This window comes from Winogradskyella helgolandensis (assembly GCF_013404085.1).
Taxonomy (GTDB): domain Bacteria; phylum Bacteroidota; class Bacteroidia; order Flavobacteriales; family Flavobacteriaceae; genus Winogradskyella; species Winogradskyella helgolandensis.
Map to the genome: position 1 here is coordinate 2,777,874 of NZ_JABFHO010000001.1, position 16,351 is coordinate 2,794,224.

The following is a 16,351-nucleotide window of genomic DNA, read 5'->3' on the forward strand; positions in this document are numbered from 1 at the left end:
ATCACTATTGTTAGCGAATATATCAAAACCCAAATTGTCTGTTCAGACCATCTTGTAATAAATCCGCTATCTACGATGAAAAATGTAATCCAAACCGATAGAAAGCTATAAATTGATAATATAATCTTCTCGTTTAGGGTTGAGTATTTATTTTTCAAAAACCTTTTAATTAACCAAAATATTACCATTGCAGGAATTGACGAAAGAAAGCCGACAATAATCATTACAAATATTATTTCGTAAGAATTTAATATACTCGTAAAACTCGAATCATTTATAATAGCACCTAATATTAATGCTAATAAAAGAGGTGAAACGATTATTGTAAATAACCAAATTTTGATAACATATCTCATATATTATTCAGCTGGTATTTTATACTTTCCATCAATTAATTCCCAATTATTTTTCTTGCGGTCAAACACAAATCTCATATCAGGAACATAGCCATTTGTTCCGCCACAATTTATTGCAAAGTCCGCTTTTTTAAATTTCAGTCCATTGTTGAAATGAATTTTCCGCTTTCCAGTAACATTTACAATTCCAAAATTCACATCAACTGTATCAATTCCGATTATTTCGTGAGTCAGACGCAAAACCCGAATTGTCTTTTTTTCTTTAATTGACAAATCAATTAGTTCCTCATTGGTCAAAAACTTATATCGGTCAGATACGTTCAGTTTGGAAATCCGTTGTCCATTTTCATTGAGTTCAACATATTTCCAACCGCTCGAAAGTAAAAGGTCAAACCTATTTTTTAATGCTCTGACATAAATACTGTCCAACTCGCTTTTTTCAATCGAATTCAGTTCCGTTTCTTGTCCAAATGACAAAAATCCGATAAAGGTCAATATGATTACAAATGTTTTTCTCAAATGGTGTACAACAATTGGATATACGCTATTGTCTATATCCAATCTATAGCGTTTATTACAAATCTAATATAATTTTATAATAATGAGACTTTTATAAGTCGGTATAGCGATTAGCCTTAAAAAGTTAAGCACATTAAACCATGTAACTGTAAACCTAAAGCTTGTTATAATACGTTCTCTAAAAGAGCCAGAACTTGTAAAATGAAGATGGAATTATCTTAAGTAGGCTATAACTAGCAATGAATTATATACGGTGTTGTGTGTAGGCTTTTATTCTAGTCGAACATAATATTGATGGATTTCGCCCGCATCTTCACTAAATAATTGTGTTACCAGTTCAGTTTTAGATAACGATATTATTTTGCAATGACTTTCTCCTAAATCATCAGTTCCTAATTCCTTTTTCCAGTATTTATTATCAATGTCAAAATGTATTATCTTGTTTCCGTCGTCAGATAGTTTCCACTTTCCAGTTTCATTCCAAGCGCATTGTTTTGATATGTATTTTCCATTTGAAATATATGAAATTGTATCTCGACAATTCAGTCCAGAGTATTCTTTACCGTCTATAGTTCGGTCAATCTTATTTATCCATTTACCAACAATAATTTTATTCCAATCAGAATTTATAGTGTCTTTTTGTCCAAATGCGAGATTAGTATATAGAGCACAAATGATTATAATTCCTATTTTCATTTTAAAGCTTTTCATTTTTTCGTTTTTCAATAGTGTATTTTCTAATTAGGAGCCCATTAAATAAAAGAAAAAGAATACAAAAAATAATTGCACCTATTTTTCCATCGTAGAGGCTGTAAATCAGAAAAAAGCAAACAATAATAAAAGTTATTTTCCAACTGATTAAAACCATTTCCAAAAATGAAATGTTAGATTTCTGTTTCATTGACGTATTTTTTTAGCTTACACACAACTCGTTATACAAAGTATTATATAACTCATACCCCACTAATTGAACAGGATACAAGCTATATCTACTTATTTTTTGTTTGCGTCCATTAAGTCTATTTAAAATCTCCAATGACCTCTCCTTCTTTAGCGTTTAATTTTACTTCGCTTAGATAGCTTAGAATTTTGCCTTTGCCGTCTACATTGCCTACATATCCATATATGGGTGAGTAATAGAGGATATACTCTTTGTTTTTTCTTTTATCCTTATTGGTTAGTTGTTTGCAGCGTACTTTAATACAGTTTTTGTATTTATTTGCAGGTGTTTTAAATTTCTGTTGGTCGGCAATGACTTCATAACTCCAGCTTTTATCATTTTCTAGCCACTGATCACCCACTTTAGGGTTTACTGGGAGAATAATAGATTCTTCTAAGGTTTTTTTATTGATATGGTAGTAGTTTTCAGAGCCTTTTCTATAGTAGGTGGTATCTACAGTTCCCCATCCGTATTTTCTGTATCTGACATAGTATTTCTTGTCTCCAATCATTTCTTTATCATTATCAAAAGATTCGAAATAATGGCTGTCACCGTATTTGTAATATTTGGCGCTACTCGCATCTTCAAACAACGTGATGTAGCCCTTTAAGTCTCGATCTGTGAAAGAAACGAGTAGGACTGCTAAGATTAGGATGCCGATTATTTTTTTCATGTTATTTTTTAATGATTTTATAAACCCATTCATATCCCGAATTTTCCTCTTTAATGCTAAAAATGTAAATTCCATTATTAAAAGCAGAAAGATCTAAGCTGTTTTCTGTAGTTGTTTTTTCCAAAAGTAATTTACCATTTTGAGAAAATAATTGTAAATTATAAGTTTCATTTTTTGGATTATTCCAATTAACAGAATTTACAAAAGGATTAGGATGTATTTGTAATTGACCTAAGTTATTATCATTTTCGATGTCTTCAATTCCTAATGTCTCTGAAATATTATCATAAACAGATACTAATCCTTGAAATGGAGACACATTATTAATAAATAAATCATCCTTACCGTCATTATTATAATCATATAAGAGTAGATCTCCTCTAGTTACAGGATCCGATTCATCATATGAAGCTGAATAAGAATCGATTTGAACCTTAGTAAAGTTTATATAGTCAGTTGTTGAATAATAAAAAATATTGTTTGTAAAAGAAGAAGCATCATGATTCCATGCATATATTTCATTAATGCCATCACCATCATTATCGTAAAACTCTATATCTTCAATATTCAGATTTTCAATCGAAATTGATTCGAAACTATTTTGTCCATTATTTTTAAAAAATAAAAAGTTATAATCATAATATTGATTTGTATTTATATTGTATACAAAAAAATCTAAATCACCATCTTGATCAAAATCATTTATTTTTATATGACCTCTACCGTAATCGCCGCTGAACGTAGCAATACTATTTCCGTTAAATTGACCGTTATTATTCTCTAATAAATTTACTTCATTAACCAGTTGATTATTTTCATAATAAGAACTTAAAACTAATATGTCAGTTTGATTATCATTATTAAAATCATCATAGGCTATTGAATTTGGTAAGATGTTGTCAACATTATTTACAATTAATGGTTGTGGATTATCGAAATTAATTCCATTATTATTTTTTATCCAATGAAATTCAATACTAGTACTCCATGGAGAATCAACAGTATAGGAAAACACTATGTCCTTGTAACCATTATTATTTATGTCTACAAAAGCTATGTTAGAAGCCAAAAGGATATTAGAAAGTGGGACAGACTGAATAAATTCAAAATCGTCATTTCCTAAATTCTTATATATTTTGATATAATCCCCAGAATTCTTAAAATCAATAACATCCCCTAAGCCATCATTATTAATGTCAGCAATATGGTTAATGGTATATACGGAAGCGTTAGGATTGGACATTACACCAATTAAAGGTCTTAAATCACTTAATTCATTATTAGGTGTTTTTTCAAAAAATCCCAATCCATTTTGAGTACCTACACAAATATCTTCAACACCGTCCCCATTCATATCTATAACAGAAAACGTGCTTGGCTTAATAACTTGTTGAATACAAATGGTTTTGTCGTTTGGATCATTTATATCATTATTTATGAAAATCATTTTGTTTTCATTAAAGTTTGAAGTAAAACAAAAATCTAAATTATCGTCATTATTAAGGTCTAAAAAATTAAATTGGTCTGTACCAAATGTATTAATCTGAAAATTTGGTAATATTATTTGAGCGGTACTAAATACATTGTCTAGAATACTAAATTTGTATATGTCTTGTTGATTTTCTGAAGTTTCTAATGCAACGTATACGGCATAAGTTTCATTATTTTCATTTTCAATATGAATAGAACGATCATTTCCGTAATTCGAATATAATGGAATATTATCTACAACCATGACGTCATTTAATACTGTATATTGACTTAGGCTCTCATTAAAGTCGAAATATTTCGCCCATATTGCTCCGTTTTTGAGGTATAATATATCTTGAAATCCATTGCCATCTAGATCTAATATTCCATAGGAAATAAGCGAAGAATCTGCTTGTAAAATATAAGGTTGAACAAAATCATCAGAATCATCATTTTCATCATGATCTACATCGTACAAGTAAATTTTTAATTGATTACCATCCCTTATATAAATATCGGAATTACCGTCATTATTAAAATCATCTATTTTATAAATGTGGTTAAAACTGCCTACAGACATTAAAAAGGTAACAGGCTCTAATCCTCCTATTTGATCATTTAGCATTACATATGCATCATTGCTATTGTTTACTACAATTAAATCCATAAAGCCATCACTATTGTAATCAAACTTAAAAGGGCGAATAGAGTAGAAGCCAAGATTACTTTGAAGCGCTTCCACTTCACTAAACGTATCATTTTGTAAATTATACATCACGCCTAAAGACCCGAATTGATACGTTATTAAATCTGGAAAATTATCATTATTTAAGTCTAGAGATATAAGTAGACTCTTTTCAGTAGATACTAAAGATGATGGTTTAGTATTAAAATCACCATTTTCATTTTTTTGAAGTAAAACATTGCCTGAATTTGAGATACCATGTTTTATGATATCTAAATCACCGTCATAATCGAAATCATCATAAATGATATGAACACTTAAAGAATCATAATCATAAATATTGACTTTATCTTCAAAATTTATTTGTCCAAATGCAAAGTTAATAAAGAATAGCAAAGCATTAAAAAGTAGAATTTTTCTCATTTTAGAATTGGTGTTTTATATTAGTAATTATCATTTATTGTTTTAAGTACAACTGTTTAAATTTATTAGAAACCTATATATGGTTTAACTTTTATTAAGCCAATACTACAAGATTTATTTCCCCAATGTATATTGCGCGTCTGTTTTGTGCTACTGTATTTCATTCCGTAAACTGTTTATTTTATCTCCAGGGTATTCCATATCATATTAATCAGGTTTTTGCCTATAGAGTTTTCCATATCGCTCATTTCCATAGACATGAGTATTAGTCCTGAGTCCTTTTTACCGACAGAAGCAACTTCGTAAATATTTATTTCGTTTTTATACGTTAATATAGCTTTGTTCACGTTTATTTTTAAACCAGAATCTAAGGTTCTTTCGTAATCTTCTCTTACCAAGTTAAATCCGTAATTAACACTTTCTTTTGTGACTTCATTAATCATTAATTCATTTAACATGGTGGGATTAATACCAGAATATGTTTGAATAATAAATCCTGAACCTTCCGCTGTCATTAGCATTAATTGTTCAATTTCACTATCAATAATTTTTTTTCCTACTTTATAGTCCTTTGGATATTTAAAGTTAAAATAGGGGTCTGTGTATACTAAAGTATCTTTTTGCTTTACGTTAAGTTTAATTTTGGTTCCGTTTAAATCTAACTCGTAATTTTTATCTAAAGCTATATCATAGGTTTTGCCGTTAATTTCAACTTCATAATCTTCTTGTGCATGGCTTAAGTTTATAAACAGTAAGACTAGAATTAGTAATGTATTTTTCATATTATTTATTTAATTTAATATTTCCGATATCAAATTTTGTAGGTAGATTATTAAAGTCTGATTCCGAAATGAGGTATTCTCCTTTATAATCTTCGTCAAATGTTATTTTATACTTTTTAATTGAATACGAAAAACCAACACCAAACAATTCACCATCGTCAGGCGTTACAGAGTTCGTGGCAGAGCTGTAATTGCTTAATTGAATGCCTTGTGTTAAGTCCTCATTTAACTCCGCAAATTCTTTGCCTTCTGGCATTACTCCGCCAATGGTATGCGAATAGCTACCATTTTCATTTTCTGTTTTATTAGATGTGTTGCTGATGAGCTGTTCAAGAATTAGGTAATGTTGCCCTTCAAATTCTGTTTGTCTTAGCCAAAGGCCATTTTCGATGGGTAATTTAGGAAGCACATTGACCTCCATAGTATCCGTGGTATATTTTTTACCATTAAATTCAAAATCGAATGGTCCGATGTTATATGTTTTTGCTTTATCGAAAATAATGATTCTTTGAAAATCTTCTGATGACATCCCGAAAATTGAGGGTGAACCCGTGACATTGATGTTCTTTCCTAATTCTTTTTTTAAGTACTCATTTAAAAAGTCCATGTTAATGGATAAGGTCACTTTTTGTCCAACTCTGGGTTCTGGGTTGTCGATTTCGATTTCTAGTTTTTGTTGTGCAATGGCTTGAAATGCGCAACAAATTAAAAGTAAGAGGATGATTTTTTTCATGTGGTTGTGCTTTGGGTGTTTGAGCTTCTAATTTAGTGAATAAATTTCGAATGGAATAGAGCACATATGACTAGAATAGAAAATCTGTGAGGATTTTTTGAAGTGGGCTAGGGCTAGGCGATTAATTATACATGATGTTGGCAAAAGGCTATATTCAGTTTGCTATAATTGCGAACTTTTTAATTCCTACGTAATTTATCGTATAATTTCTTGTCATAAAAATCAATTTCATCCATTATGAGATTATGAAAATCGTCATTATGGGATAAAATGTTTCCATTCAAACATATTCCTCTATATTCTCCAATACAGAGCGTATCTAAGTTTTTATCTTTATAATTTATCAGCGCGAATATTCTACTGTTAATAGAAAATTCGTCTGATTTTTTTAATTTATTCAGTTGTTGTTCAAACTTATTTAAAAAGTTTTCATTGGTGATTTTTTTGTAACGTATATTTTCCAAGTCTACAAATAGATTACTACTGCAAGAAGTCTGGGAAGGTGATGATATTCCTGGTTCCGTGTAATGAAAATCTATGCTTGTTATTTTATTTGAATTACAAGATGTTAGCAATACAAAGAAAAGAATTGTTATTAATTTGATATTCATTTTTTTTGTGTGGGTTGGTTTAGAACGTGTTGCTTTTGTAAAGCTCCAAATTTAGTGAATCATATTTGAAAAGAATAGAGCACATTGAACCAGTTATTAAAAAACATTACAAGGTTTTTATAAGTATGTTATTGTTATTAATAAATAATATGTTATTAGTAGCCTTGAAATTGTTGGTAAGCACCAAAATCTTTGCTAACGTGTTTGTATATGGTTTGTTGCGTGGTTTAAGCAACTAATTTAGTAAATAATTACCTACCAAGAAAGTCCGTGAGGACTTTCGTAAGTAGGCGAGAAGCCAGCAATAAATTATATAGGTGTTGGCATTAGTATTTATGCGAAATTTTCAATTGACTCGTTTATATTCTTTACTAGAAATTCAAATGTAATTTTGTCCAATTTTCTTGTTTTTGGCTTAGAAATTTCAATTTCAAGTTTTGCTTTTAGGTTTTCTAAAAATTCCTTTTCCGGGTTTAAGTCTGGATAAACATATTTCGTGTAACGTCTTTTTAAATCAAATCCGAATTCTATCAGTTCTGTGTTTTTCGCCTTTTTAAATGCTCTCCAAAACTTATTAAAATTAAATTCTGAAAAAATAGGTGAATATCTTAATTGAGTGTTTGGTTCATTAACTTTTTCCAAAAATGCTTTAAAGTCACTTTTGAATAGTTCAAACAGTGATTTTACTTCCTCTTTTTCTGAATTGACTTTTATTTGTTTATTAATTTCTATACAATATTCTCCAATTTCCTTTAAATCCTCATAAAACTCACTATCGCTACTTATAGAAAAATAGAAACTTAGATTATGCTTGTACTCAAATTCTCCTTTGCTAATCCCTCTTTTGAATCGTTTTTTTAGATTAACTAAATTAAAGTTCAAAATATTATCAAATCGAGTTGCAAGATGAAATATAGATGGATATTGGTCAAGTTTATATTCTCCTTTGTCAACAAAGGTTATTAATTGACTTGTCAATTTTCTGTAATCTTTTAAAGGAAGGTCGATACATTGCCAATAAGATAGTTTTTGCATTATTTTTTCTCTCTCAGGAATCTTGCTGTCTTCTACTTGATACTTATTGTTAACCTCTGAAATTAGTTCGTCAATATTGAATGATGAAATTCCAGTTATATAGTTGAAAATTGAATCGAAATAAAGTGTTTTCTTTTGACTTGACTTGTCTAAATATTTCTCTTCATATATTTCTGAATATGTTTTGACTTTTTCTTCTTCAGATTTTACTTGTAGTTTATTTCCATCACTCAAAAAGGCTGAAATATCAAATAATCCACCTTTATATAAATTTTGAATATCATCAAATAATTCTGGTTTGAGAACTCCAGACTTGTACTCGATTGCAATAGGCAAAGTAAAGTCTAAAATTTGGGTCCATATTTCTGAATGGAAGTCTTTTAATATCTCATCCTTTTCAAAAAAGGCATTAATGCCATTAAATATAATCTTGAAGTGCTCTAGGAAAAATAGTAAGTTTCTGAGATTACTGTTATTTTGAAGTATTCTTGAAGTGATATTTTTTTTCTCCGAATCTAAGAATTTGTAATATGGTTCGTTTTTCTCTTTGTATTTCGATTGTATAATTTCATCGTAAATTTTAGAAACATTTGCACTAAAACTTACAGAAATTCCGATTACTTTTTCTCTTAGCAAAGAATAATTATCTCTGTCAATATTTATTTCTTTTCGAAGTTCATCTTCATTTGCAATTAAAATGATTTTTGCACCAAAATTTTCTACAAGATTGTTTACAAATCCAAAAACTTCTTTTAGGTCTAATTCTTTTGATTTTCTATCTATATCATCTATACAGATTAAAATTCTACTATAGTCGCTTAAGTTATTTCCAGATGCACCTGTTTCAGATAAAATGTCTTTTAGGTCGTTACCTAAATATTTCAAAACACTATTTGTTAAACCAGCAGCGATTTTTACTCCTTTTGATTTTAAAATTGGGTATAATTCTAGAAATATTTGATTTTGAATTTCTTCAATAGATTTAGCTCCAAAAAGTGAAATCAATATTGGCAAAAACTTTTCGTCCTTGTCAGTATACGGAACATTTAGTTCTTTAACTTTAGGGAATAGGTCATTTTTAATGTAATGAGTTTTACCAATTCCATAATCTCCATTTATGATTATGGCGTAATTAGTATCAAGATATAGATACTGCTCAATTCTTTCGGTTATATCTTCGTTCATTTATATTAATGCCAACGTGTTTGTATATGGTTTGTTACGTGGTTAAGCACGTAATTTAGCAAATAAAAACCGAATAGAAAATCTGCAAGGATTTTCGTAAGAAGGCTAGAACTAGCAATAAATTTTATACGGTGTTACCTGCTGGCTTTTTTTTTATAGCGGTTCTGCTGAGCTCCAATTTCTCTCTGGAAAAAGATTGGATTTAGAATTAATATGCTTATTTCCTCCTTTATGCGTGCTGTAAGTATTACAGTCAGGAAGATTTTTCTTGATACAACTAATTACAGCTTTTCTAGGATGCTTTTTACTTCCATTTGCGGAAACCCAAAATTGTTTAGGATTAAAATTACTAATCCAGTTTGTACTTATATTTCTTCTACTACCGTGATGAGGCAATTGACAAATATGTAAATCTCTAATGTCAAAACCATTATTTTCTGCTGATTCAAAAGAATCAACTCCAGCATCTGCTGTAAACAAGTACTTACGATTATTAGAATCAACAAATTTTGTTAAAACAGATGTCAGATTCTCTGCAGACGCATCATTCTTTTCGTCAACTATTACACAAGAATTTAGACCTTCTTGGACTTCATTAATTTCGCTTTCAGGTTGGATGTTTGAACCTGAGATTTTTAGATTGTCAATATTTGTGAAATAAGCAAGTTGCTCGAGATAAAATGTTCTTGATGGTCCTACAAATTCAAATAAATTGTGGTCTAATCGACTATCTGAAAATGCCTCTAATTTAGAAATACCATACTGATCTAGAACATCACTTAGATTATCCGATTGTTGTAATGAAGCAAAAAGTTTTTGGACTCTTTTATTTGAATACAAAAATGATTCATTCAAACTTTTTATTTCATTTCTTTTGGCTTCCTCAATATAATCAGTTGGGTCGTTGTAATAGAATCTTTGAATTTGATTTTTGAAATAATGCACTAAATCTATTAAACCTCCTATATGGTCAGAATGAGGATGAGTATTAATAATCAGAATTGGGCTATTTGAAGCAATATTTGGCTTTATATAACTTTCATAATGCGCTATTATGGTTTTGGCATCTTTAGGGTTGCCACCGTCTATTATCGTAACAAGGTCAGAGCCATCTGCTTTTGTCCATATAATATTACAATCTGCATTACCAAGAGATAACATATCGATACTGAAATCCATTTTCTTTATTTTTTTAAATATTGTTCGAATAAAATTTTTGCATAGTATTTACTATATCTGCTAATTAAAAACTTGCTCAATAGGATTGGTAAAATGTAGATACCTAATAGGACTAAATTAAGTTTAAAGGCAAAAGGATTTGAAAAAGTATATTGAAATAAAAATATATTAAAAACTGAAGTAATGGCAGCTAAAACGCTTCCTCCAATTAGATTCCTCACAAATCCATATTCAATATTGTGCTGCAGAAGCATTGAATTATCTCTAGTTGCATTCCGGACTTGTGCTACAGCGCTTGAAATAGTTTTTCTAGCTTCTTCTCCATTGTGGTTTTCAGAATTTGAATCTAGCAATAGAATATTAAAGTCTGCAGCTATTTTTTGGACTATTTGAGATTTTATTGATTTAGCCATAGTAGTGTCAGAATTAAGAAGAAGATTAGTTGTTGGCATATTCAATTCTTCCTTGAAAAATAGATTTTGGAATAATTCTTTTGAAATGAATCTATTAATTTGAGCAAGGAAATAAATTATTGCAATCGAAAGAGTAATGTCACTAGCCCACTTATAACCTTCTAAAAAAGTCATAAATTCTATTAATTTTTCGCTGAAGCCAAAATAATATAAGCTGAGAATAGGAATTGAGGTTAATATTGTCGGAAACAACCTAGCTTTTATGTAATATCCGTTTGTTTTCATTTATAGTTCTGATTTTTTTCAGCTTGCAGGTAATTTGTTATATCAAAAATTTTATCACTCATATCCCACAAATTAGCCGCGTAATATCCAGTGTTTTAAATATTTAAAGTCATGAGTCCCAGAGTTAATTCAATTTCTTATAAAAACTATACGTAAAGTTACGTACAGCTTCTCTTCGTCAAAAGCTAAGTTAAAACCTTCTATTCTAAATTACTTACGGTAAACCGTAATAGCAAAGTAAAACTCTATAAAACACAAAAACCACCAAGCATTCGCCAAGTGGTTTTATATCCCTATATATTATAATTATGGATTACATCTACTGCGCTTTCCATTCCGTTTTTAAGTAGGTCAGTGCCTCTTCTAAAGCTTGTTTTGATGGTTTAGGATTAAAGTTGAGTTCTTCTTTAGATTTGCTAATGTCATAATCTTGTTTAAGTCCATAAAACATATCTAAATAATGGCGTTGCAATAAGGGTTCTTTTCCTGTGAGTTTACTGCTGAATTCCATGAGACCTGCCACCGTGTACAATAAGCATTTGGGTACTTTTTTAGGGGTTTTTAATTGTAATTCTGGATATAGCTTTGCGGCTATGTTTACACTGTCTTGTAAGGTGGTGTGTGTTGGGTTAGAAAGGATATAGCGTTCTTGGTCTTTGCCTATTAGCATAGCTTGGTAAGCGCCAAAAGCCACATCTTTTACATCTACCCAGTTTAAGGTGACGTTGGTGTCTACAGGGATTTCGCCTTTTAAAATTTGATAGACTAAGTTGTTAGAATAACTGAGTTTGTGGGCCTGGCTGCCAATCATTGCCGATGGTAAAATGAGAACGGTTCTGATGTTATATGTTTCTCCTAAGGCTAAAGCCAGTTTATCAGAATCGTTTTTAGAATTGTAATACCAGTTTCTTCGGTCTGTATTATAACCATTATCTACGTTGGCTGGTAAGGTATTAAAGTCTAAAGCGGCTACAGAACTTACATAGACGATGTTTTTAATGCCACATGCTTTGGCGCTATCAAATAGGTTTTGGGTGCCTTTTAGGTTGTTGTCGTAAATCTCCGTTTTTGGGTCTTTTGCCCACATGCTAAAATTGGCGGCAACGGCATAGATATGCGTGACGTCTTTACATGCTTTTCTTAGGGCTACTTTGTCTAGAAGATCTGCTTGTACCAACTCGACATCTAAACCTTTAAACGGTGCGGTGTTATTTAAATCTCTAACGGTTGTTCTTACGTTTTGGTTTTTGGATAGCAACAAACGGATTAGATTGTTTGCTAAATGGCCGTTGCCACCGGTTACTAAGGCTAAGTCTTTACTCATCACTATTGTTTTTTGTTTGCGTAAAGGTCTGCCGTAATGCCGCGTTGAAAAATAACAAATGTTAGATAGTGATCTGTTTTCTAATTCGGCTTAAGGATTGTGGTTCCATACCTAAGAAGGATGCGATATTGTCTACAGAAACGTTTAGGGCTAGGTTGGGCTGTTGTGTTATAAACTTTAGATAGCGTTCTTTTGCTGATAATACCTGGAAATCTTTGACCCGTTCTATTTTGCAATTGAGGTGCTCGTTGGTGACTGTTTTTATGAAGTCACTCCAAAAGGTGGATTGCGCTTGGATGAGCTCGAAATCTGGTTTAGAGATTTTAAGCAATTTACAGTCGGTAATGGTTTCGTAATAGTCAGGTGCTGGAGTTTCGCTCATAAAACTCTCTAGGGAGGTGAAGAAATCGTGCTCGGCGACTAAATGTTGCACTACAATTTTACCATCTACATTTTGATAGCCTTTTACAATACCTTCGCTTAGAAAATACACATAGCGTTCTGTTTTTCCGGCTTCTAAGAGTAGGGTGTTGGCTGGTACATTTTGGGAGGTAAAATAGGTTTCCACTAAACGGCTATCGGTTTGGGATAGGTTACATCGTGATTGGATATAGTGGTGTAAGTTTTTCATGGGTGTGTTTTTAATCAACGTAGCTGTTTTACGAAGATAGCTGAAAATTTTAGCTATGAAACTGTAAGAAACGCAAAAACCACCAAGCTTTCGCCAAGTGGTTTTAAAGAATACTAATTTTTCTTTTTCTCTTATTTGTCAATAGAACCTAAAACGCGTTTCATAAATCCGTTAACGGCTTCTTTTTTAGGCGTGCCTTCTTTAATCATTTTATTTACTTCAATGGCACCGTACATATTAGAGATTAATTCTCCAATAACGTCGAGGTCTTCATCTTTAAGCGATGGGACTTCTGTTAAGGCTTCTAAGGTTTCAATGGTTTCAATGATATAATCTTCGTCATTGTCTTCAATGAATTGCGTTAGGTGTTTTATTACGGGTAGTTTCATGTGCTAGTGGTGTTTTGTGTTATACGGCGTCGTCTACCAATTCTTTTAACACATCAAACTTATTGGTTTGTGTCTGGCCTTTAAATTCACCGTTCTTAAATGTTGCAAATGTTGGTAAATTATCAACGGTTGCTAGTTTTCTACTTTCAGGAAATTTTTCAGCATCAGCGATCACAAAGGTTGCTCCTGTATGTTCTGTAGCTAATTTCTTGAATTTTGGTTTCATGATTCTACAATTGCCACACCATGTTGCTGAATACTGTACGATTACGGTATCGTTACCATTGATGATGTCTTGTAGGTTATCTTGATCTAATTCTTGTATCATAATTCTTGAATTTTAAATAGACCTGACAGGTGTTTGAAACCTGTCAGGTCTAAATATTAGATATTAATGAGTCGCTAAATAAGCAGCAGTCCCTTTAGCATTGGCTTGCATGGCGTCTTTACCTTCTTCCCAGTTTGCAGGACAAACTTCACCTTTTTCTTGTACGTGTGTTAAGGCATCAATGATTCTCAAGTATTCGTTAACGTTTCTACCTAATGGCATGTTGTTAACGCTTTCGTGTTGGATGGTTCCTTCTTCGTCAATGATGTATGTTGCTCTGTACGTAACGTTATCACCTTCAACTGTTACCAATCCTGTTTCTTCATCAAATTGTTCGTTGAAGATATCTAAGATCCCTAAAGCTGAAGCTAAGTTACGGTTAGAATCTGCTAAGATTGGGTAGGTTACCCCTTCAATTCCACCATTATCTTTAGACGTGCTTAACCAAGCAAAGTGTACTTCGGCTGTATCACAAGATGCACCGATTACGATGGTGTTTCTTTTTTCGAATTCACCTAAAGCCGCTTGAAAAGCATGTAATTCTGTTGGACATACAAAAGTGAAATCTTTTGGGTACCAGAATAATACTACTTTTTTGTTGTTGTTTTTTGCTTCTTCAAGAACGTTCACTTTAAAAGTGTCGCCCATATCATTCATTGCGTTTACGTTTAAATCTGGAAATTGTCTTCCTACTAATGCCATGTTTTTATAGTTTTAAAATTGGTTATTAATTTTCGACTACAAAGATACTTTTCATTAGTGAATTAATACGTTAAGCAAATTTTAATTTTTAATAAAGCAATAGTTTTTGACTATGATGTATTTTGATTGTAATAATTAAAAACTATTTATTCTTTAGCATCTTAATTTTAAGATTTAAGGCTGCAAATACTAATGTGGTGAATGGACTTAAGTAGTTAAAAATAGCATAGCCAATGTATTCGCCCACACCGACACCAAGAACACCACTTTGGTAAGCACCACAGGTATTCCAAGGAATGAGGACAGAGGTTACGGTTCCAGAATCTTCGAGTGTACGACTTAAGTTTTCAGGAGCTAAGCCTTTATCCTCATAGGCTTGTTTAAACATTTTTCCTGGAATAACAATCGCTAAATATTGATCTGAAGCGACAATATTAAGTCCTATACAACTTAACACGGTACTTGCAAATAATCCAAAAATAGACGTTGCTATAGATAATAAGGCTTTTGTGATTCGGGCTAGAGCTCCGATGCCATCCATGATGCCACCAAAAATCATGGCACAAATGATTAAGTAGATGGTCCAAAGCATGCCTTCCATACCACCAGCAGAGAAGAGATCATTTAATTTTTCGTTGTCTGTAACAATAGCTGTATCTGTGAGGATTGAATTTATAATGGCTGTAAATTTAGAATCGGACAGCCCTTCTAGAATAGGAGCTTGAAAAACGAAAGCGAAAATAATCGCTAATACAATTCCAGATGCTAAGGCTAATAACGGTTTTGTTTTTAATAGTATTAAAGCCACAACAGCAATAGGAACTAGAAATAACCAAGGAGAGATATTAAAGGTGCTGTCTATAGAAGCGAGGAGGTTACTGATATCTGCACTTCCTGTGGGATCAATATTAAAACTAATAATTCCAAAAACAATTAAGGTAATTATAATCGTTGGCACCGTTGTAATGGCCATATATTTAATATGCGTAAATAAATCGGTACCTGCCATAGCAGGAGCTAAATTGGTGGTGTCACTTAAAGGAGACATTTTATCTCCAAAATAGGCACCAGAAATCACGGCTCCGGCAATCATCCCCGGATTAATGCCTAAAGCGGTTCCGATACCCACTAGGGCAATACCAACGGTTGCCGAGGTGGTCCACGAACTTCCTGTGGCAATGGAGATGACAGCTGCTATAATCACGGAAGCGGGTAAGAATATTTCGGGACTTAACACTTGCAAGCCATAATAGACCATAGCTGGAATTACTCCACTAACGAGCCAAGTGCCGGCTAAGGCTCCGACTAAGAATAGAATCATGATAGGTACAAAAACACTTCTCAAGTTTTCCCAAATCTCTTTGAGCATGGTCTTAAACGTCACTTTATTATAAAGGCCGACCACAGCAGCAATACCACCACCTAATACTAAAATAATTTGATTGGTATAGGCGCCAAACCATTCTTGGTCTTCAACGAAAAATATGTTATAAGCTAATAGTCCAACTAAAATGACAACCGGTATTAAAGCTTCAAGAAAACTAAGTTCTTTATTATTTATAATTTTTTGATCTTCTATTTGAATCTCACTTAGTTCGTCGTTTTCTTGCATTTTCGTTCGGTTTAGTGTCGTAATGTTACGATTTTGTTAAGCCAAATGCAAATGCAATACAAATGATAGAATATGA

General features: G+C 31.7%; 16 protein-coding genes. All 16 read right to left on the reverse strand.

Annotated features, from left to right (window positions below; translation table 11 throughout):
* Positions 1-359 precede the first annotated feature (359 nt).
* On the reverse strand, positions 360-917 hold the full coding sequence (locus tag HM992_RS11665; RefSeq protein WP_229720487.1) for a hypothetical protein: 558 nt from the start codon (positions 915-917) through the stop codon (positions 360-362).
* 228 nt (positions 918-1,145) lie between these two features.
* Entirely contained in the window at positions 1,146-1,586 is a 441-nt protein-coding gene (locus HM992_RS11670; RefSeq protein ID WP_179319788.1) for a hypothetical protein, read from the reverse strand.
* Between the two features lie 308 nt (positions 1,587-1,894).
* Positions 1,895-2,488, reverse strand: a complete 594-nt coding sequence (locus HM992_RS11675) for a hypothetical protein (RefSeq protein ID WP_179319789.1) — start codon at positions 2,486-2,488, stop codon at positions 1,895-1,897.
* Position 2,489: 1 nt separating this feature from the next.
* Positions 2,490-5,066, reverse strand: a complete 2,577-nt coding sequence (locus tag HM992_RS11680) for a T9SS type A sorting domain-containing protein (protein WP_179319790.1) — start codon at positions 5,064-5,066, stop codon at positions 2,490-2,492.
* A 176-nt stretch (positions 5,067-5,242) separates the two neighbouring features.
* Positions 5,243-5,848, reverse strand: a complete 606-nt coding sequence (locus tag HM992_RS11685; RefSeq protein ID WP_179319791.1) for a hypothetical protein — start codon at positions 5,846-5,848, stop codon at positions 5,243-5,245.
* A 1-nt stretch (position 5,849) separates the two neighbouring features.
* Positions 5,850-6,581, reverse strand: coding sequence for a hypothetical protein (locus HM992_RS11690; RefSeq protein WP_179319792.1), 732 nt, complete (start codon positions 6,579-6,581; stop codon positions 5,850-5,852).
* A gap of 179 nt (positions 6,582-6,760) precedes the next feature.
* Positions 6,761-7,045 carry a hypothetical protein gene (locus tag HM992_RS11695; RefSeq protein ID WP_179319793.1) on the reverse strand — a complete coding sequence of 95 codons (285 nt, stop codon included), beginning with the start codon at positions 7,043-7,045 and terminating at the stop codon, positions 6,761-6,763.
* A 480-nt stretch (positions 7,046-7,525) separates the two neighbouring features.
* Positions 7,526-9,412 carry a P-loop NTPase family protein gene (locus HM992_RS11700; protein WP_179319794.1) on the reverse strand — a complete coding sequence of 629 codons (1,887 nt, stop codon included), beginning with the start codon at positions 9,410-9,412 and terminating at the stop codon, positions 7,526-7,528.
* Positions 9,413-9,565: 153 nt separating this feature from the next.
* A complete protein-coding gene (locus HM992_RS11705; protein ID WP_179319795.1) occupies positions 9,566-10,591 on the reverse strand; it encodes an MBL fold metallo-hydrolase in 1,026 nt (341 codons plus the stop codon).
* Positions 10,592-10,596: 5 nt separating this feature from the next.
* Positions 10,597-11,289, reverse strand: a complete 693-nt coding sequence (locus HM992_RS11710) for a hypothetical protein (protein WP_179319796.1) — start codon at positions 11,287-11,289, stop codon at positions 10,597-10,599.
* Positions 11,290-11,608: 319 nt separating this feature from the next.
* Complete coding sequence (locus HM992_RS11715; protein WP_179319797.1) at positions 11,609-12,613, reverse strand: NAD-dependent epimerase/dehydratase family protein; 1,005 nt, start codon at positions 12,611-12,613, stop codon at positions 11,609-11,611.
* 61 nt (positions 12,614-12,674) lie between these two features.
* The gene (locus tag HM992_RS11720; protein ID WP_179319798.1) at positions 12,675-13,244 is read right to left on the reverse strand and encodes a Crp/Fnr family transcriptional regulator; all 570 of its coding nucleotides are present in this window, start codon (positions 13,242-13,244) and stop codon (positions 12,675-12,677) included.
* A 131-nt stretch (positions 13,245-13,375) separates the two neighbouring features.
* Complete coding sequence (locus tag HM992_RS11725; protein ID WP_179319799.1) at positions 13,376-13,633, reverse strand: DUF6952 family protein; 258 nt, start codon at positions 13,631-13,633, stop codon at positions 13,376-13,378.
* Between the two features lie 19 nt (positions 13,634-13,652).
* Positions 13,653-13,961 (reverse strand): thioredoxin family protein, encoded by a 309-nt coding sequence (locus tag HM992_RS11730; RefSeq protein ID WP_179319800.1) that lies wholly within the window; start codon positions 13,959-13,961, stop codon positions 13,653-13,655.
* Positions 13,962-14,024: 63 nt separating this feature from the next.
* Positions 14,025-14,663 carry a peroxiredoxin gene (locus HM992_RS11735; protein WP_115816840.1) on the reverse strand — a complete coding sequence of 213 codons (639 nt, stop codon included), beginning with the start codon at positions 14,661-14,663 and terminating at the stop codon, positions 14,025-14,027.
* Between the two features lie 142 nt (positions 14,664-14,805).
* Positions 14,806-16,275: a Na+/H+ antiporter NhaC gene (nhaC, locus tag HM992_RS11740; RefSeq protein ID WP_178985172.1), complete on the reverse strand. Its 1,470-nt coding sequence runs from the start codon at positions 16,273-16,275 to the stop codon at positions 14,806-14,808.
* Positions 16,276-16,351: the final 76 nt, after the last annotated feature.

What these genes read in the sequence shown, in the direction of transcription:
- HM992_RS11735 (WP_115816840.1), bottom strand. Translation starts at nt 14,663, where the DNA reads ATGGCATTAGTAGGAAGACAATTTCCAGATTTAAACGTAAACGCAATG.
- HM992_RS11710 (WP_179319796.1), bottom strand. Translation starts at nt 11,289, where the DNA reads ATGAAAACAAACGGATATTACATAAAAGCTAGGTTGTTTCCGACAATA.
- HM992_RS11720 (WP_179319798.1), bottom strand. Translation starts at nt 13,244, where the DNA reads ATGAAAAACTTACACCACTATATCCAATCACGATGTAACCTATCCCAA.
- HM992_RS11685 (WP_179319791.1), bottom strand. Translation starts at nt 5,848, where the DNA reads ATGAAAAATACATTACTAATTCTAGTCTTACTGTTTATAAACTTAAGC.
- HM992_RS11700 (WP_179319794.1), bottom strand. Translation starts at nt 9,412, where the DNA reads ATGAACGAAGATATAACCGAAAGAATTGAGCAGTATCTATATCTTGAT.
- HM992_RS11670 (WP_179319788.1), bottom strand. Translation starts at nt 1,586, where the DNA reads ATGAAAAGCTTTAAAATGAAAATAGGAATTATAATCATTTGTGCTCTA.
- HM992_RS11715 (WP_179319797.1), bottom strand. Translation starts at nt 12,613, where the DNA reads ATGAGTAAAGACTTAGCCTTAGTAACCGGTGGCAACGGCCATTTAGCA.
- HM992_RS11690 (WP_179319792.1), bottom strand. Translation starts at nt 6,581, where the DNA reads ATGAAAAAAATCATCCTCTTACTTTTAATTTGTTGCGCATTTCAAGCC.
- HM992_RS11725 (WP_179319799.1), bottom strand. Translation starts at nt 13,633, where the DNA reads ATGAAACTACCCGTAATAAAACACCTAACGCAATTCATTGAAGACAAT.
- nhaC (WP_178985172.1), bottom strand. Translation starts at nt 16,275, where the DNA reads ATGCAAGAAAACGACGAACTAAGTGAGATTCAAATAGAAGATCAAAAA.
- HM992_RS11705 (WP_179319795.1), bottom strand. Translation starts at nt 10,591, where the DNA reads ATGGATTTCAGTATCGATATGTTATCTCTTGGTAATGCAGATTGTAAT.
- HM992_RS11680 (WP_179319790.1), bottom strand. Translation starts at nt 5,066, where the DNA reads ATGAGAAAAATTCTACTTTTTAATGCTTTGCTATTCTTTATTAACTTT.
- HM992_RS11675 (WP_179319789.1), bottom strand. Translation starts at nt 2,488, where the DNA reads ATGAAAAAAATAATCGGCATCCTAATCTTAGCAGTCCTACTCGTTTCT.
- HM992_RS11730 (WP_179319800.1), bottom strand. Translation starts at nt 13,961, where the DNA reads ATGATACAAGAATTAGATCAAGATAACCTACAAGACATCATCAATGGT.